Source organism: Butyrivibrio sp. FCS006 (assembly GCF_000424525.1).
Classification (GTDB): Bacteria; Bacillota; Clostridia; order Lachnospirales; family Lachnospiraceae; genus Butyrivibrio.
In genome coordinates this window covers 480,825-499,525 of sequence record NZ_KE384203.1, presented here as the reverse complement: position 1 = coordinate 499,525, position 18,701 = coordinate 480,825, and the positions used below count along the sequence as shown (strand labels likewise).

17 protein-coding genes and 1 other annotated feature are annotated in these 18,701 nt (G+C 44.5%); of the genes, 16 read left to right on the top strand and 1 reads right to left on the bottom strand.

Annotated features, from left to right (window positions below):
- Position 1: 1 nt before the first annotated feature.
- From G633_RS0109445 to glf, 5 genes are all read left to right on the top strand, one after another.
- Positions 2-595, top strand: coding sequence for a hypothetical protein (locus tag G633_RS0109445; RefSeq protein ID WP_026519755.1), 594 nt, complete (start codon positions 2-4; stop codon positions 593-595).
- A gap of 65 nt (positions 596-660) precedes the next feature.
- Entirely contained in the window at positions 661-2,166 is a 1,506-nt protein-coding gene (locus tag G633_RS19285) for a glycosyltransferase (protein ID WP_026519754.1), read from the top strand.
- Positions 2,167-2,201: 35 nt separating this feature from the next.
- Positions 2,202-2,906, top strand: coding sequence for a hypothetical protein (locus G633_RS0109435; RefSeq protein WP_155834936.1), 705 nt, complete (start codon positions 2,202-2,204; stop codon positions 2,904-2,906).
- Positions 2,907-3,281: 375 nt separating this feature from the next.
- A complete protein-coding gene (locus G633_RS0109430; protein ID WP_022770028.1) occupies positions 3,282-3,617 on the top strand; it encodes a hypothetical protein in 336 nt (111 codons plus the stop codon).
- A 143-nt stretch (positions 3,618-3,760) separates the two neighbouring features.
- Positions 3,761-4,924 (top strand): UDP-galactopyranose mutase, encoded by a 1,164-nt coding sequence (gene glf / locus G633_RS0109425; protein WP_026519752.1) that lies wholly within the window; start codon positions 3,761-3,763, stop codon positions 4,922-4,924.
- A gap of 133 nt (positions 4,925-5,057) precedes the next feature.
- Here glf and fliD read toward each other — a convergent pair whose 3' ends face one another.
- Positions 5,058-6,359: a flagellar filament capping protein FliD gene (fliD, locus tag G633_RS0109420; RefSeq protein ID WP_026519751.1), complete on the bottom strand. Its 1,302-nt coding sequence runs from the start codon at positions 6,357-6,359 to the stop codon at positions 5,058-5,060.
- 227 nt (positions 6,360-6,586) lie between these two features.
- On the opposite strand from fliD, the gene G633_RS0109415 reads away from it, so the two are divergent.
- The 11 genes from G633_RS0109415 (at position 6,587) to rpoB (ending at position 18,654) form a co-directional block, all read left to right on the top strand.
- Complete coding sequence (locus tag G633_RS0109415) at positions 6,587-8,455, top strand: hypothetical protein (protein WP_026519750.1); 1,869 nt, start codon at positions 6,587-6,589, stop codon at positions 8,453-8,455.
- Positions 8,455-9,507, top strand: coding sequence for a glycosyltransferase (locus tag G633_RS0109410; protein ID WP_035771021.1), 1,053 nt, complete (start codon positions 8,455-8,457; stop codon positions 9,505-9,507). Before G633_RS0109415 ends, G633_RS0109410 begins: the two co-directional genes overlap by 1 nt.
- Positions 9,508-9,625: 118 nt before the next feature.
- Entirely contained in the window at positions 9,626-9,775 is a 150-nt protein-coding gene (gene rpmG / locus G633_RS0109405) for a 50S ribosomal protein L33 (protein ID WP_013281689.1), read from the top strand.
- Positions 9,776-9,806: 31 nt separating this feature from the next.
- Entirely contained in the window at positions 9,807-10,001 is a 195-nt protein-coding gene (secE, locus tag G633_RS0109400) for a preprotein translocase subunit SecE (RefSeq protein WP_022770022.1), read from the top strand.
- Positions 10,002-10,118: 117 nt separating this feature from the next.
- Positions 10,119-10,670 (top strand): transcription termination/antitermination protein NusG, encoded by a 552-nt coding sequence (gene nusG / locus G633_RS0109395; protein ID WP_051154955.1) that lies wholly within the window; start codon positions 10,119-10,121, stop codon positions 10,668-10,670.
- Between the two features lie 130 nt (positions 10,671-10,800).
- Positions 10,801-11,226 (top strand): 50S ribosomal protein L11, encoded by a 426-nt coding sequence (gene rplK / locus G633_RS0109390; protein ID WP_022765113.1) that lies wholly within the window; start codon positions 10,801-10,803, stop codon positions 11,224-11,226.
- 13 nt (positions 11,227-11,239) lie between these two features.
- On the top strand, positions 11,240-11,929 hold the full coding sequence (gene rplA, locus G633_RS0109385; RefSeq protein ID WP_022765114.1) for a 50S ribosomal protein L1: 690 nt from the start codon (positions 11,240-11,242) through the stop codon (positions 11,927-11,929).
- 87 nt (positions 11,930-12,016) lie between these two features.
- On the top strand, positions 12,017-13,318 hold the full coding sequence (locus tag G633_RS0109380; RefSeq protein WP_081664741.1) for a CapA family protein: 1,302 nt from the start codon (positions 12,017-12,019) through the stop codon (positions 13,316-13,318).
- Positions 13,319-13,370: 52 nt separating this feature from the next.
- Positions 13,371-13,512: a sequence feature (ribosomal protein L10 leader region), on the top strand.
- Positions 13,513-13,532: 20 nt separating this feature from the next.
- The gene (rplJ, locus tag G633_RS0109375) at positions 13,533-14,141 is read left to right on the top strand and encodes a 50S ribosomal protein L10 (RefSeq protein WP_026519747.1); all 609 of its coding nucleotides are present in this window, start codon (positions 13,533-13,535) and stop codon (positions 14,139-14,141) included.
- 64 nt (positions 14,142-14,205) lie between these two features.
- Complete coding sequence (gene rplL, locus G633_RS0109370) at positions 14,206-14,583, top strand: 50S ribosomal protein L7/L12 (protein WP_013281756.1); 378 nt, start codon at positions 14,206-14,208, stop codon at positions 14,581-14,583.
- Positions 14,584-14,790: 207 nt separating this feature from the next.
- Complete coding sequence (gene rpoB / locus G633_RS0109365; RefSeq protein WP_026512601.1) at positions 14,791-18,654, top strand: DNA-directed RNA polymerase subunit beta; 3,864 nt, start codon at positions 14,791-14,793, stop codon at positions 18,652-18,654.
- Positions 18,655-18,701: the final 47 nt, after the last annotated feature.

Sequence of the window (18,701 nt, the reverse complement as noted above, 5' to 3'; positions counted from 1 at the left end):
TATGAAAAAGAGATTTCTTGGCCTGTTTATGGCTCTTGCCATGACTGTTATGGCAATGCTTAGTATAAATACTGTAAATGCATATGCAGAAGAAGACCTTAAGGAAGCTACATGCTGCAGCTTTGTTGTTCCGCTTCAGTTTGAACCATCAAGTGAAAAAGGTCTTTTCATAAATAAGGAACACCCTATGGAATCATCAACCATTCAGTACAGCGTATACTACAACGGACTGGATGTGGTGCTCACAAACAGGGAGAAAGCTGCCCTTGCTGAGCACAATGAACCCAAGGTGACCGATAAATCTACTGAACTTACAAAAGATATCTATCAGGAGACCATCGCTGCTGCTTATAACAGTGAATATGGTGAAGATGTGGGATATTCCGTCAGCTCTTTTGACAAGATAACTATTGACGGCTATCCGGGTTACAAGATAGAAGCAAGTTTTCAGGCTGCGGATCAGGAGAAGATCTATCAGACTGTATATATGCTTTTATCTAAGTACAGGACCTTCACCGTCACTTTTCAGAGAGCGGAGGATGATGAGTGTCAGGACGCATTTTCAGAGTGTCAGTCCACTATTCATGTACAATAAAACGTTAAGTATGATATCATTATTGTAAGAAGTTATGTCGTTTTGCACCCGGGAAATTACAGGATATGTTTGACAAGCTTACAGAACTGATATCAAATGGCGAGTACAATGAGGCCTTATATGAGTTTCAGGAGGAGTTTTTTCATATCGATGAGAGAACTCCCGATGAGGCTGCCAAATTGTGCATTCTGGAAGCTTCTTTGTGGGAGGTATTAAGCGACAGCCAGGCTGAGTTTGATGCCATCGCAAGGGGGCTTTCTTACAATCCCGGAGACTACGAGCTCTTTTACATGCTGGGGCTCTATTATCTTAATCTGAATATCGATCAGGCATATCTTTGTATGGAGATGGCGGCCTTTTACTGCGACGATGAGGCGGACAGGGAGGTTATCCTTGATACACTGTCGGACCTTAAGTGTACGCCCTCTGTGAGAGTTCGAAATACCAGCATCATGATCCTTTCTTACAACGATCTGGAGATCATGAAGGACTGCATTAAGTCCGTTGAGGATTTCTGCCCCACAGGAACCTATGAAATTGTGGTGGTGGACAATGCATCAACACAGGAAGGCGTAAGAGAGTATCTCAGGGAGAAAAGAGATAGTGCCGATTACCCGTTTATTCTGATAGAGAACGAAGAAAACGTGGGATTTCCCAAGGGCTGCAATATCGGAGCTGCAGCTTGTAACAAGGACAATGACATTTTCTTTTTAAATAACGATGCAGTGCTCATGCAGAACTCTCTGTTTTTCTTAAGGATGGGACTTTATGACAGCAGAGATGTCGGAGCTTGCAGTGCTTTTTCCAACAGCGCTTCCCTGCAGGAGATTGACGCTAATGACCTTTGGGATGAAAGACCTCCCTATAAAGAGGCTGTGGAGATCTTCAGGAAGTATGCCAGAAAGAACGGTGTTCCTAAACATCTCCCGTATATAAAGAGATTTCGCCTCACGGGATTTGCGCTTTTGTTATCCAGAGATGCAGTAGGCAGCATTGCAGCTGACGGACAGGTATTTGACGAAGCATTTTCACCTGCTTATTTTGAGGATGACGATCTTGGAATCCGCCTTGCAAGAGCCGGATTTAACCAGTATCTTTGCAAGAACAGCTTTATCTACCACAACGGCGGAAACGGCTCTTTTGGCGCATCTAAGGGAATGGAAGAAGGCAGGCAGAGATTTATCGATAAGTGGGGCTTTGATATCTGGGGATATTCGCTGCCGTGGTTCGAGGCTGCAGATGCAGTGATAGAGCTGGCAAAAGAGAGAAAGGGTTATCTTAAGGTTTTGGATTTTACCTGTGGTTTTGGTGCCACAGCTTCATACATAAAGAGTCAGTGCCCCGGCGTTTTTGTTGCCGGTGTCTGCAGGACTTCCTTTGAAGCAGGTATCGCAAGGTATATGACTGATGATGTTGTTTACGGTGAACTAAATACCGTAAGACTTCCCTGGAAGAGCCATTCCTTTGACGTGGTTCTGGCCGAGACCTTGTTTGTGAACAAGGCAAGGATTGGCGAGATGCTGAGGGAAGGCGGGATACATATAGGCAATGATCAGGAGGATGAAAAGTGATCTGTCCAAAATGCAAAAAGGCGTTGCCACAAAACATGAATATGAACATCAGATTCTGTCCGCTCTGCGGAGAGGAACTTTTTGCGCAGGGAAAGAGCTATATAATTGAGGTCCAGTGCGTAGGTCAGAGGGAGAGTGAAGATGCTCTTATGATGGTATTTGTTGATGACCGCCAGATGTATGAGGTCAAGGCAGGTGAGAGCATTTATATTGCTTTGGACGCGGGCTTTCATTCACTTAAGTTCAGACAGAAGATCAGAAGTAAGACCATATCACTTCCCGTTAACAGTGACTATGTGATAAGACCGTACTTTAACAGCCTCTCAGGCCTTATAGAGACCAATGTTCAGCAGGTTAAGATTTCAGATGCAGAGCATGGCGGAAAGGGACGTGCCGGGATAATGATCACAAAGCCTGTGATGGAATCCACAGATGGGAAGAAGACCTTTGACGTCATGCTGGGAGATGACGATCCGGAGTATGAATTTAATGCCACCAGCGGCTTTAAAGAGGGGGTTCTGAGGCTCTTTTCCGAGAGATGTGAATTCAGTCCTGAGGATAAGTTCAAAAAAGAGGTTCTTCAGTATAAAGAAATAGTGTCAATTAGGCGTAAAATGGGCTCTTTAGACATAGAATGTGCAGGAAATGTGCATAAAGTTTATAGTATTCCGAAAGATATCTACAATGAGGTTATGGCATTTTTGACCAATAGAATCAGCGAAGTTCAGGAAACACAATAACTTAGGCTACATGGGCTTACCAAAAAACAAACATAATAGTGTGTAATATAGCAAACAAACAGCCTTTTGTGCTGTTTGTTTTTTCGTTTACATTTAGAAAATTTATCATTTCAGAATGGATGTGGCATTGACGCGTAGACGTTAAAAAGTCTTTTATTGTATCAACGAATTGTGAAAAAAGTGTGAACACTTTCGTAAATTCTTGTGGCAGATGGCAATTTCGTTAAAATGCCAAAAATCAGTGGGTAAACTGTATAAAAATTTATGGGAAAATTCCCCTAAAAAGTGAATGACGAAAAAACGTCTATGTGTTATTCTATTGATTGCAAAAAGAAAGAGATTTCGCAAGAAAAAAATATCATAGGAGGTAGCGACATGACAAAGGCTGAAATTCTTAAAAGAGAAATTCTTTCACAGTATAAAAGTGTTAGACAGTTTGCAATAGATATGTCTATTCCATACAGTACACTTGTAACAGCATTAGATAGGGGGATTGAGGGGATGGCTTACGGAACAGTGATCAAAATGTGTGATCGTCTGAATCTGAATCCGGTTGACTTCTCAACACTTGAGCAGGGCACAGACCTTGGCAAGAAGATCGTCGAGAACCGTGTAATGCAGCAGTATGTGAAGCTCAACAAGGCAGGAAGAAAGAAGATCCTGGACATGATGGGGGATTTCTCACAGCTTGACAAGTATCAGGCAGAGTGAGCTGAGAGAACCTGGTGAGGTACTTTCGAGCCTGGTTCGAACGTCTTACGGTGAGCGCCAGCGAGGCGTAAGTTCCTTATTGAAACAAATGAGACTCTTTGGCATAATAGTCAAGGAGTCTTTTTCATTTTGGAGGAATTTTTATGCATTATGATTATCTGGTAGTAGGCGCAGGATTGTTTGGAGCTGTCTTTGCAAGACAGATGAAGGACAAGGGCAGAAAGGTCCTTGTGATAGATAGAAGAGGACACATCGGCGGAAATGTTTACACCGAGAACAGAATGGGCATCAATGTTCACAAGTACGGTGCGCATATCTTCCACACTTCTGACAAGGAAGTCTGGGACTATGTAAATGATTTTGCTGAGTTCAACAACTATATCAACAGCCCTGTGGCGGTTTATAAGGATGAGCTCTACAACCTTCCCTTTAACATGAATACCTTCAGCAAGATGTGGGGCATCAGGACTCCCGATGAGGCAAAAGAGATAATAAATGCCCAGGCAGAGAAAGAGAAGGAGCGCATAAAGAGCGAGAAAGGTACAACTGAGTTTGAGGCAGAAAACCTTGAAGAACAGGCTCTTAGCCTTGCAGGACGTGACATCTACGAAAAGCTAGTAAAGGGCTACACCGAGAAGCAGTGGGGAAGAGACTGCAAGGAACTTCCGGCATTTATCATCAAACGTCTCCCCATGAGATTTATCTATGACAACAACTACTTCAATGACCGCTACCAGGGAATCCCGATCGGGGGCTACACAGCTCTGGTGGACAGAATCCTTGACGGAATAGAGGTTAAGACAAATACAGACTATTACAAATTCATGAAGCTTGAAGACGGACTTCCTGTTAAGCCGTTTACTTCCTGTGAGGGAGATAGCTTTGACAAGATCGTCTTCACAGGCATGATAGATGAATTCTTTGGCTACAAGCTCGGAACTCTTGAGTACAGGTCTCTTAAGTTTGAGACAGAAGACCTTCCCGAGGTTGACAACTATCAGGGCAATGCGGTTGTAAACTACACCGAGAGGCAGGTTCCGTTTACAAGAATAATCGAGCACAAGCACTTTGAGTACGGAACAGGTAAGGGAACTATTATCACAAGAGAGTATCCTGCCGACTGGAAGCACGGCGATGAGCCTTACTATCCAATGAACGATGCCAAGAACAACGAACTCTATGCTAAGTATAAAGAGCTTGCTGATGACTTCAGTGATGTTTACTTCGGCGGAAGACTTGGACAGTACAAGTACTACAACATGGATCAGATAATCCGTGAAGCTCTGGATATGAGCAGATCAGTCTGAGAAAAAGGTAAATAAAAAAGCCCCCGGGTCTTTAAGACCCGGGGACTTTTTGCTGCAGTAACGTTCACCTGCAGCTATATTATTTCAAGTCTTCCCCTCTGCAGCGGGGAGACTTAAGCGCTGCCTCCAGCGCTTAACAATAATTGTTGAACATCATACCGGAATACTCACTGGTTATGTACGGCGATGAGTAATCACGGTTATCGGGATTTCTGTAGTTAACAACCGGCCTGTCTACGTACTTCATAGGGTCAACCGATATGTCTTTTGTCTTCTCTATCAGAGCATCCGCGAATCTGTTGATAGGCTCTAAGGATTCCATATTGCTGCTTCCCGATACTGCCTGTTTGAGCAGCTCGTCGTCTATCGAAAGAGAGCCGTTACCCTCGAGCTTAACGCCTATATCTTCAACGTTACTCAGGTGCTGCTGCGCTATGCCTATGACTTCGGCACGGAGCTTTGATCCCTTGAATTTATCATCGGATATTCCCGTAGCGTCTTCGATAAAGTTGTTGTAATTATCTATCAGCGATACCACGTGCTGCATCAGGGCTTCGTTGTCCTTCTTGATACCTACGTGGATGGGACTTCCGCGCTCAGTGAGCTCGTGAAGCGTTATATCAAATTTACCGCCGACGGTGAAGTGATTGGATACTGAAACTTTTTCTTCGCCGTTTAGCGTAAAGTGTGCGTTCTTAGCCGGTTCCGCGACTTTATCAAGTCCAAGGAAATCAACCGAGCCCTTCGCCAGACCACTTTCTGATTCGTAGATCTCGAACTGGCTGAGCTGTCCGGGCTTTAGACCCGTGTGGCTTGACTGTATCTCAAGTGCCGATCGGTTACCATCTTCTATGATGCTGGCGCTAAGTCCGATGTTTGCCTTATTGACCAGGGTCTCTAATTTCTTTTGCACATCTATGTTGGTGTCGGTGTTGTAAATGCTGAACTGGAATTCAAACTCCTGCCCGTTTATCCTGACATCAAATGCGTAATTGTCAGGCTTAAGACCGGTGGAATCCTTCGGGATAAGATGTCCTCTGTTTACCTGGCTGCTTGCCATCTGCGTGGCTTCTATGTCAAAACCGATGGCTCCGATATCCTGTTCCGGAGTCTTGCCGATATAGTTTGCGGAAACCTTATCTTCATCGGTGGTATAGGCCGAAGAGTGATTGAGAGAAGATTTATCCTCATGATCACTAAGCCTCTTGATACTTCCCTGAAGCTGTCTTGCTTTTTCTTTTATATCAATCGCATCGTTTCTCGATACGTCATCATCTGTAAGTAGATAAAGAGGGGACTTCTTGTTGATTTTTGCAATCGACTTATACACATCCCTAAGCTCATCTTTACGATGCGCGTCGGCCTGTGTAACATCTTTAGACACGTAGTCTTGTATGAAGTGGTTGTAAGCACCACTTAAAGAAATGCCTGCCATAATGCCCCTCCTTTCTTCCTTGATATACGTACGAGTCCTTCACTCTACCAATCCTTTGGTATCTGTCGCACGAGGGCATATTTAGCCACGTTTAGTTACCCTTATCATACTAAAAGCAAGTCAAATGTCAACAATAATGAAGAAGATTTCATACGATTTTATAGAAAGTTAATAATTAATATATTATTATGAGATAAGTGAAATTTTAGAGCAGGTGGAACAAAGTAATGTTTTGGATCGTGATTATTGCGCTTCTTCTTGTTTCTGCAAGAATGGCGAGAGTATATAAAGAGAATATCTTGGATACACTGGCAGTCTCTTTTGCCGGACTTCTGATGATTATGTATCTTCTGGCTTTCTTCAGAGGGCTGAAGGCCATAGCTTTCGTATCTGCGATAGCCATAGTTTATGTGCTGGTCCGCATGATGATCGACAGCCGCAGGAGTAAGTTTCCTATGGTAAAAGAGCTTTCGGAGTACGGCAAACTCCTGGCAGATCCCGGAGTTATCTGCGCCGGCGCAGTAACTGCCTTTGTGGGCTTCATGACAAGGCAGCAGGTGTTTACCTGGTGGGATGACATAAATTACTGGTCATCTGATGCCAAGCAGCTCTTTTTCCTAAATGGCTTTCCCGGTAAGTACGGAAATGTCTCGCCGGAGTTCGGTGACTATCCGCCCATTCCTTCTCTGGCCAAGTGGCTGTTTTTGCAGCTGGGAGGAAAAGAGTATACGGAGAGCCTTCAGTTTCTCGGATACTTTGCGCTGTGTCTGATATTTCTTTTGCCAATGCTGGCTCGTGCTGAGGCTGCCATAGAAGCTGCAGATATGAAGAGCCGGTACAAGGCGCTTCTTAAGGTGTTTGCATTTGCATGCACTGCGCTGTTCCCCGGAGTGTTCAACGGAATCATATACTACGGAACACCTGCGGATATAGTAATGGCCATTGTATATGGGGCTTTGCTTCTTTCAATATATGATCAGGCCGGACATGGCAAAGGCTTTTATTATATAAGGATAGGTCTTTTTACGGCAGTACTTCTTTTGACTAAATCCGTTGGAATTGAGTGGGCGCTGTTTGTACTGATTTTCTATGTTTTAATGGCGAACAAAGATAAGCTCATGTGGCTGTCGGTATTGTTTGCCGGAGCATCCTACGGAAGCTGGCTCTTGTTCTGTCTCATAAACAGAAGGGTTGCCAAACTCACGGGAGCGGGCATCAGAATGGCTACTTCCGGAACCTATACAGCCCCGGACAACACCTTTGATAAGATGAGGTACTTTGCCGAAGGCTTCATGTTCCAGCCGATGCATTCGGATTATAATCAGACCATTGACCTTTCTACGGGAGCAGCGGTGCTTATTATCTTTGGCGTGATCATCGGGATGTATTTACTCTCCCTTCTTGGAAAGAGTGAGATAAGGAAGATAGCTCTTTTCACCCTTATAACAGGAATCCTGGCTTACGGAATCGTGTTCATGGCTCACATATCGCTGTTCCAGACAGAGGATCAGTATCTGGATGCCTACGCCATGGGAATATCCATAGCAAGATACTGCGCACCCTTTACTTTGGGAAGCATCTATTTCCTTGTGGGGGTTGCTTTTAACAGACTAAGGGCTAAGAGCGGGAAGAAGCAGTTTGCCATATTTGGTATTGCTTGCGCACTCTTTGTTCTGCTGTGTGCCGACTACAGCGGAATAGCGAAGTACCTCTGGGGATATAAAGCTCAGATTGCCGATAATGTTGCTTATAATTCCGACATGGTAGGAGAGGATGGGAAAGAGCTTGTAGAAGCAGTCTCCGATAAGGCATACTGGGGAAAGAGAGTTTTGGTCTTCAGGGATGGACATGAGTACTACTGGGTTCACAATACTTATATAAGTAAAGAAGCATCTCCGACGGCTATGGTATATGATGTATTTTTGACAGAAGAGGATACGTCAGATACTATAAGGCAGAAGATGCTGCAAAGCCACGTTTCATATTTTTATGTTGAAGATAAAGATAATGCGGCTTATGACCTGTTTTCAGAACTTGTTCCGGGTGGAGAGTTCGAGCCGGGTGTAGTATATGAAATTGAAGGAGCAGGTAATTGATGGGAAAGATCATACCCATTGTTATACCGGCATATGAGCCGGATGATAAACTGATAGGTCTTATGGACAACCTTGTATCAGCAGGGTTTTCTCCTATTGTGGTAGTTAACGACGGATCCGATAGAGAGACCTATGGACGCATATTTGATGAAGTAAAAAATAGAGGCGCCATTGTTCTTGAACATGAGGTCAACAGAGGAAAAGGCAGGGCCCTTAAGACAGCCTTTGAATACTGCCTGAATGAGTTTGAGGATATGCTGGGCGTTATCACTGCAGATTCTGACGGACAGCATACAGCACCTGATATAAAGAAGTGCATGGATGCGCTGACACAGGATCCGAAGAGCCTGGTACTCGGCGTGCGCAATTTTGATGAGTCCGGAATTCCTGCCAGATCGGTGTTTGGAAACAAGACCACCAGCAGGGTTATGAAGCTGCTTACAGGTCTGAGCATAAGCGATACACAGACAGGGCTGCGGGGAATATCTTCGGAGTTTATGAAATATCTTTTGACAGAAAAAGGCGACAGGTTTGAGTTTGAGACAAATATGCTGCTGGCCACAAAGAGCCTTGGCATTAAGATCGTAGAGGTTCCTATTTCTACTATATATTTAGAAGAAAACAAATCCAGTCACTTTAATCCGATCGTGGATTCAGTAAGGATCTATGCGATCTTTTTCAAGTTCCTGTTCTCGTCACTCTCATCAAGCGTTGTGGATATTGCGCTGTTTACAATATTCTGCGGAATGATGCGTGGCAGGTCTTTGCCTTTTGACTATATTATGCTGGCAACCATAATGGCCAGAGTGATTTCTGCTGTCTATAATTTCCTTATTAACTATAAGGTTGTTTTTAAGAGCAGAACTAACGGACTGTGGGCTGCGGTCAAGTATGCCATCCTGGCAGTATGCATAATGCTTTTAAGCGGAGCGCTGGTAAGTTTCTTCCATGGACTTATTCCTGCATCACCGGAGTTTGTTGTAAAAATTCCTGTGGACTGCGTACTGTTTTTGGTGAGCTTTTTATGCCAGAGAGAAATAGTGTATAAATAACAATAAAAATGTGTTGACGCGGAGAAATGTCTATGTTATATTAGACAAGCGACAAGAGATTTATGTCTTTTTTTTATGCGCAAAATTAGACAATTTATAAACGCGCGGAGGTGGAATAATGCGTACAAGAATCACATTAGCATGCACAGATTGCAAGAATCGTAACTACGACACAACTAAGGATAAGAAGACACATCCCGATCGTGTTGAAATGAAGAAGTATTGCCCTTTCTGCAAGAAGCATACTTTACATAAGGAAACAAAGTAATTTCATCCTTGAATAGGAGGGAGACTACGATATGGAACAGTCCAAGATCGGTACTTTTTTTAAGGGTGTAAAGGCAGAGTTTGCAAGGATCATATGGCCTACAAGGGATGATGTTATCAAGCAGACAACAGCAGTAGTTGTTGTTTCAGTCATTGCCTGTGCTCTGATTGCTTTACTCGATTATGCTTTTGAATATGGAATGAATTTTATTACATCCGTTTTCTAATCAGAAGGAGATAATATGTCAGAAGAAATGGAAAAGAGTCTCGAGCAAGTAGCAGAGGATTCTGTCGAAGTGGTATCTGATGAGGTATTATCAGATGCTGAGGTTTCAGAAGGTCAGATGGCAGAAGCTGAGAGCGCTACTGAGAACGAGAATGCTCACTGGTATGTTGTTCATACATATTCCGGATATGAGAACAAGGTTAAGGCTAACCTTGAGAAGACCATAGAGAACAGACATCTTCAGAGTCAGATCCTTGAGGTAAGAGTACCTCTTCAGGATGTTGTAGAGGTCAAGAATGGCGCTCGCAAGAACGTTCAGAGAAAGATGTTCCCCGGATATGTCCTTGTTAACATGGATATGAACGACGAGACATGGTATGTTGTCCGTAATACACGTGGCGTTACAGGTTTCGTAGGACCGGGATCCAAGCCCGTTCCACTTACAGATGCTGAGATCAAGAACCTTGGAATCAATACCAAGAACACTATCGCCGTTGACTTCGGTGTTGGCGATGAGATCGCAGTTATTGCCGGTGTTTGGAAGGATACTGCCGGAGTTGTTCAGAGAATGGATTTCGGTAAGCAGACAGCTACAATCAATGTTGATCTGTTTGGCCGTGAGACACCTGTAGAGATCAGCTTTGCAGAAGTAAGGAAAATCGATTCATAATGGTATTTAGGCGCTGAGCGCTTGAATATATAGTTACAATCCACTGAGTGGGAGCAGACCCGCCGTGCATTCGCACGTAGCTACATCGCGAGGATCCTGCGCCGACCACATATTTTCAGGAGGTGCCAGAATGGCAAAGAAAGTCGAAGGATATATTAAGTTACAGATCCAGGCTGGTAAAGCAACACCAGCACCACCAGTTGGACCAGCTCTTGGTCAGCATGGTGTAAACATCGTTGAATTCACAAAGCAGTTCAACGCACAGACAGCAGATAAGGGTGACGTTATCATCCCTGTTGTTATCACAGTTTATGCAGACAGAAGTTTCACATTCATCACAAAGACTCCACCTGCAGCAGTTCTTCTTAAGAAGGCAGCTAAGATCCAGAAGGGATCAGGAGTTCCTAACAAGACAAAGGTTGCAACCGTTTCTAAGGAAGATGTTAGAAAGATTGCAGAGACCAAGATGCCTGACCTTAATGCAGTTGACATTGAGGGCGCTATGAGCATGATCGCTGGAACAGCTCGCAGCATGGGAATCGTAGTAGAAGACTGATGGAGGATGAGAGATGAAACACGGAAAGAAATACGTAGAAGCTGCTAAGCTTGTTGACAAGACTCAGCAGTATGAAGCTGCAGAAGCTATCTCTCTTGTTAAGAAGACAGCTACTGCAAAGTTTGATGAGACAGTAGAAGCTCACATCAGAACAGGTTGTGATTCACGTCACGCTGATCAGCAGATCAGAGGAGCTGTAGTTCTTCCTAACGGAACAGGTAAGGAAGTAAAGGTTCTTGTTTTCGCTAAGGGAACAAAGCTTGACGAGGCACAGGCTGCTGGTGCAGACCACGTTGGTGGCGAGGAGCTTATTCCTAAGATCCAGAACGAAGGATGGCTTGATTTCGACGTTGTAGTTGCAACACCTGACATGATGGGCGTTGTAGGACGTCTTGGTAAGGTACTTGGACCTAAGGGTCTTATGCCTAACCCTAAGGCTGGTACAGTTACAATGGACGTAGCTAAGGCTATCGCTGATATCAAGGCTGGTAAGATTGAGTACAGACTTGACAAGGCTAACATCATCCACGTTCCTGTAGGAAAGGCATCTTTCACAGAGGAGCAGCTTGAGCAGAACTTCAACGCTCTTATGGATGCTATCACAAAGGCTAGACCTTCATCTGTTAAGGGTCAGTACCTCAAGAGCATTACTCTTGCAACAACAATGGGCCCTGGCGTAAAGGTTGTATCTAACAGATATTAATCCTTTCGCAGCATAAAACATGTGAAATGGCGGACTACCGATTCGGTGGTCCGCTTTTTTGTGTGTATAGACTTTGAATGCCACAATATGTTGTGGTATAATGCTCTTATGAGAAAAGGGTTTTATGATCAGGACAGCTGGACTGACAAGATTAATATAAAAGATTTTCTTAAAAAGCCACAGACAGTGGCTTTCTTATTGACTTTTTCTACGATCCTGGTAGTCGGAATACCTGCGCTTTTGATCTTTGGTAATTTCAAGTATTCAAATGAAAAGTATCAGAAAGGTCTTTTTGCAACCAAGTGGGAAGCAATCCCTGAGGCAGGAAGAGCTGAGAATGCTGCAATCACAGATGAGGAATCTGCCAAGAGAGCTGCGATCATATATGAAGGGGATGAAGACTACACACATGTTATAGGTACAGCGGATCCGGAAACAGTAACCATCGGCTTTGCCGGAGACATTCTTTTTGATCCTAACTATGCAGTGGGTGATGCTTTCAGGAGAGCCGGTAATACGGCAGAAGGAGTTGTTGGGCAGAGTCTTCTTGAGAAGATGCGCGGCGTTGACATCATGATGGTCAACAACGAGTTTCCATATTCTAATGGTGGATCACCTACTGAGGGCAAGACTTATACCTTCAGGGCTGCACCGGAGACATCTGCAATACTCGGAACAATGGGCGTTGATATTGTGGGACTGGCCAATAACCATGCATATGACTACGGTGAGCAGGCTTTCCTTGATACCATGGCTACCTTGTCAAATGCGGGAATCGTATATTCGGGAGCAGGCAATAACATAGATGAGGCATCTCATCCGGTCTACTATATAACAAGTAACGGAATGAAGATTGCAATCATAAGTGCCACTCAGATTGAGAGAAACGACTATCCGGACACCAAACCGGCAACTGAGGATTCTGCCGGAGTATTCAGATGCATGAACGATGCTCTTTTACTGGAGAGGATACGTGAGGCTAGAGAAAAGAGTGCCTATGTTATAGTGTTCATTCACTGGGGAACCGAGAGTACAAGTGAGATTGATTATCTCCAGAGGGATCAGGCAAAAGAGATTGCTGATGCCGGAGCCAACCTGATCATCGGTTCGCATCCGCATGTACTTCAGAAGATTGATTATGTTGACGGTGTTCCTGTTGTTTACAGTATGGGCAATTACATCTTTAACTCCAAGACGCTTGATTCCTGTATGATAATCACAACACTGCATAAAGACGGAGCAGTTAACCTGCAGTTTGTTCCTGCACTGCAGAGCGGATGTACGGTTACTGAAGCTACAGGTTCAGAGCATGACAGGATCATAAATGAGATGGCTGCCATGTCACCCGGGATACATATAGATTACAATGGTTATATCAGTCCCAAATAAATACGATAAAATGCTTGACATTATTGTTCTTTTATGATATTTTATTCAAGGTCGTCAAAAAGACGCCATGCCGAAGACAGCAGGTGTTCCGCATGAATACTATGTGGAACGTAAAGTGTAAACGCCTGCCGAGGAAAAGTTTAATTCAGACTTTTTGCCTCTCGATGTCTTCGAGAGGTTTTTTCGGCGGTAAATTCTATAAGGAGGTAAAAAAATGGCAAAGGTTGAATTGAAGCAGCCTGTAGTAAATGAGATCTCTGAGAAGATCAAAGACGCTCAGGCAGTCGTACTTGTAGATCACCGCGGACTTACTGTTGCGCAGGACACAGAGCTTCGTAAGAAGCTTCGTGAAGAAGGCGTAACATACAAGGTGTACAAGAACACAATGATGAACTTCGCTTTCCAGGGAACTGATTTCGAGCAGCTCAAGGATCTTCTTAACGGACCTTCAGCAATGGCTGTATCAGAGTCAGATCCAGCAGCACCTGCTCGTGTACTCTATGAGTTTGCTAAGAAGGCAAAGGCTCTTGAGATTAAGGGTGGTGTAATCGAAGGAAAGTTCTATGATGCAGCAGCTATGTCTGAGATCGCAGCTATTCCTTCAAAGGAAGTTCTTCTTTCAAGATTGCTTGGTTCTATGCAGTCACCTATCGCAAACTTCGCTCGCGTTATCAATCAGATCGCAGAGAAAGGTGGCGAGGCAGCTCCTGCAGAGGAAGCAGCACCTGCTCCTGCAGAAGAGGCAGCTCCTGCTGAGACAGCAGAGGCACCTGCAGCAGAGGCTCCAGCAGCTGAAGCAGCAGAAGCACCTGCAGCAGAGTAATTTACTCGTTGCAGTAAACTGAAATTATTTATTGAAAATTACAAATTATATGGAGGAAAATATAATGGCAAAGTTAACAACAGCAGAATTTATCGATGCTATCAAAGAGCTTACAGTTCTCGAGCTTAACGATCTTGTAAAGGCTTGCGAGGAAGAGTTTGGCGTATCTGCAGCAGCAGGCGTTGTAGTTGCAGCAGCAGGAGCTGGCGCAGCAGCAGCTGGTGAGGAGAAGACAGAGTTCAACGTAGAGCTTACAGAGGTTGGACCTAACAAGGTTAAGGTTATCAAGGTTGTTCGTGAGCTTACAGGTCTTGGACTTAAGGAAGCAAAGGATCTCGTTGATGGAGCTCCTAAGATGGTTAAGGAGAACGCTTCTAAGGCAGAGGCTGATGACATCAAGGCTAAGCTTGAGGCTGAGGGTGCAAAGGTTACTCTTAAGTAATTCGGGCTATATTCTAAGATGTATCAGGGACGGATTTTTAATCCGTCCCTTTTTTGTTGCAAAAAGTTCTTGACATCATTTTCTGCTAGACGTATAATGGACAATGCACTATTGTGGTGAAGTGGGTCTTTTTGCGCATTTTTTTAGTGCGCTTATTAAGGTGACTCATTTAATCACTTAAAATATTAAAGAACGGGGTGAATGTCAATGGAAAAAAACAGATTACATCCTACCGGCTCTGGTAAAAACTTACGAATGAGTTTCCAGCGCCAGAAGGAAGTCCTGGAGATGCCTAACCTGATCGAAGTTCAGAAGAACTCTTATCAGTGGTTCCTCGACGAAGGCTTAAAGGAAGTCTTCGACGATATTTCTCCTATTGAGGACTACAGTGGGAAGCTCAGTCTGGAATTTGTCGATTTTAAGCTTTGCGAGGATGAAATCGATAAGAACAAGAACACTATCGAGAAGTGTAAAGAGCGAGACGCTACATTCGCAGCTCCATTGAAGGTTAAAGTTCGTCTTCACAACAAGGAGAAGGACGAGATCACAGAGCATGAGATTTTCATGGGTGACCTGCCTCTCATGACAGCTACCGGAACTTTCGTTATCAACGGTGCTGAGCGTGTTATTGTCAGCCAGCTCGTACGTTCACCCGGTATCTATTACGATATTACATACGATAAGATCGGAAAAGAGCTCATGGCTTGCACAGTTATTCCTAACAGAGGTGCATGGCTTGAGTATGAGACCGATCCTAACGATGTCTTCTATGCAAGAGTAGACAGAACAAGAAAGGTTCCTGTAACCGTTCTTATCAGAGCGCTTGGAATCGGAACAAACGAGGAGATTCTTGAACTCTTTGGCGATGAGCCCAAGATTCAGGGAAGTTTCTCCAAGGATTCTTCAACCGATTACCAGAGTGGTCTTCTTGAGCTGTACAGAAAAATCCGTCCCGGCGAGCCTCTTTCAGTAGAGAGCGCTGAGAGCCTTATCACAGCAATGTTCTTCGATCCAAGAAGATATGACCTTGCTAAGGTAGGAAGATATAAGTTCAATAAGAAGCTTCACTTCAAGAACCGTATCAACGGACATGTTCTCGCTGAGGACGTTGTTGATGAGACAACAGGCGAGATGATCGCTGCTGCAGGCACAAAGGTTGACCGTGCCCTTGCAACTGAGATCCAGGATGCGGCTATTCCTTATGTAATCCTTCAGGAAGAGGAGAGAAACGTTAAGGTTCTTTCTAATATGATGGTAGACATCACACACTTCATCGAGTGTGATCCTGAGCAGCTCGGAATTACTGAGAACGTTTACTATCCTGTTCTTAAGGAAATCCTTGAGGAGTACACAGTTAAGAATGATCCTGAGGGTCTTGCTGAGACCATCAAGAAGCGTGTACACGAGCTTATTCCTAAGCACATCACTAAGGAAGATATTATTGCTTCCATTAACTATAATATTCATCTTGAGTATGGAATCGGTAACGATGATGACATCGACCACCTGGGCAACAGACGTATCCGCTGCGTAGGTGAGCTTTTACAGAATCAGTATCGTATCGGTCTTTCAAGACTTGAGAGAGTTGTTCGTGAGAGAATGACAACACATGACACTGAGGAGATCTCACCTCAGACTCTTATCAACATCAAGCCTGTACAGGCTGCTGTAAAAGAGTTCTTTGGTTCATCACAGCTGTCTCAGTTCATGGATCAGAACAACCCTCTTGGTGAGCTGACTCACAAGAGACGTCTTTCAGCTTTGGGACCTGGCGGTCTTTCAAGAGACAGAGCCGGATTCGAGGTTCGAGACGTTCACTATACACACTATGGACGTATGTGCCCTATCGAGACACCTGAAGGTCCTAACATCGGTCTTATCAACTCACTTGCAAGCTATGCAAGAGTTAACGACTACGGATTTGTTGAGGCACCTTATCGTAAGGTAGATATGTCAGATCCTGAGAATCCAAGAGTAACAGATGAGGTTGAGTACCTTACTGCTGACGAAGAGGATAACTACCATGTAGCTCAGGCGAACACACCTCTTGATGAGGAAGGACACTTCAAGAAGAAGACTGTATCAGGAAGATATAAGGATGAGACTTCTGAGTATCCTAAGACAATGTTCGAGTACATGGACGTATCACCTCGTATGGTATTCTCAGTTGCTACAGCACTTATCCCGTTCCTTGAGAACGACGATGCTAACCGTGCGCTGATGGGATCAAACATGCAGCGTCAGGCAGTACCTCTTTTAACAACAGAGGCTCCTGCGGTTGGAACAGGTATGGAGAGAAAGGCAGCAGTTGACTCAGGCGTTTGCGTTGTTGCAAGAAAGGCCGGAACTGTTGATTTCGTAGACAGTAAGCTCATCCAGATGACTTACGATGACGGTGAGAAGGAAGAGTTCCACCTCATTAAGTTCCAGAGATCAAACCAGAGTAACTGCTACAATCAGAGACCTATCGTCTTCAAGGGCGACCATGTTGAGGCCGGTCAGGTTATCGCTGATGGTCCTTCAACATCACAGGGAGAACTTGGTCTTGGTAAGAACCCTCTCATCGGATTCATGACTTGGGAAGGTTACAACTACGAGGATGCTGTTCTTCTTTCAGAGAGACTTGTAAGAGACGATGTATTTACATCTGTACATATTGAAGAGTACGAGGCAGAGGCCCGTGAGACTAAGCTCGGACCGGAAGAGATCACACGTGACGTTCCCGGTGTAGGTGATGATGCCCTTAAGGATCTTGATGATCGTGGTATCATTCGTATCGGTGCTGAGGTTCGTGCCGGTGATATCCTTGTTGGTAAGGTTACTCCTAAGGGAGAGACAGAGCTTACAGCTGAGGAGAGACTCCTTCGTGCTATCTTCGGTGAGAAGGCAAGAGAAGTAAGGGATACATCCCTTAAGGTTCCTCACGGTGAGTACGGTATCGTAGTTGATGCCAAGGTATTCACAAGAGAGAACGGTGATGAGCTTTCACCCGGTGTAAACCAGGCAGTCAGAATCTATATCGCACAGAAGAGAAAGATCTCTGTAGGTGATAAGATGGCCGGTCGTCACGGTAACAAGGGTGTCGTTTCAAGAGTTCTTCCTATAGAGGATATGCCATATCTTCCTAACGGCAGACCACTTGATATCGTGCTTAATCCTCTGGGCGTTCCTTCCCGTATGAATATCGGACAGGTCCTGGAGATTCACCTTTCACTTGCTGCCAAGGCACTTGGATTTAACATCGCAACACCTATTTTCGACGGTGCAAACGAGATAGATATTCAGGATACTCTTGAGCTTGCTAACGATTACGTTAACAGCACATGGGAAGAGTTCGAAGCTAAATACAAAGATCTTGTAGATCCTGAGATCATGCAGTATCTGTCAGATAACAGAGATCACAGAGAGCTTTGGAAGGGCGTTCCGATCAGATCAGACGGAAAGGTACAGCTTCGCGACGGTAGAACCGGACAGAAGTTTGACAGCCCTACAACAATCGGACACATGCATTACCTTAAGCTCCACCACCTCGTTGACGATAAGATCCACGCTCGTTCAACAGGTCCTTACTCACTGGTAACACAGCAGCCTTTGGGTGGAAAAGCTCAGTTCGGTGGACAGCGTTTCGGAGAGATGGAAGTTTGGGCACTTGAGGCTTACGGTGCAGCTTATACACTTCAGGAAATCCTTACAGTTAAGTCTGACGATGTTATCGGTCGTGTTAAGACTTACGAAGCAATCATCAAGGGAGACAACATCCCTGAGCCAGGCGTGCCTGAGTCATTCAAGGTTCTTTTGAAAGAGCTCCAGTCACTTGGTCTGGATATCAAGGTTCTTCGCGAGGACAATACTGAGGTAGAGATCATGGAGAGCGTTGATTACACAGATTCTGATTACCGCTACGAGATTGAAGGCGATACATCAGGACGCGATTACAAGCAGGAGTCATTTGAAGCTAACGGCTTTACAAAACAGAGTTTCAACGATGAAGGCGAACTCGAAGATGAGCAGGTAGATGATTTTGATTCTGATGAGTCATTTGAGGACGCTGAAGAGTCTTTTGACGAGTAATTGATTAACCGGTAATTAACGACTACTTACAGAAAAGAGGTTAACGA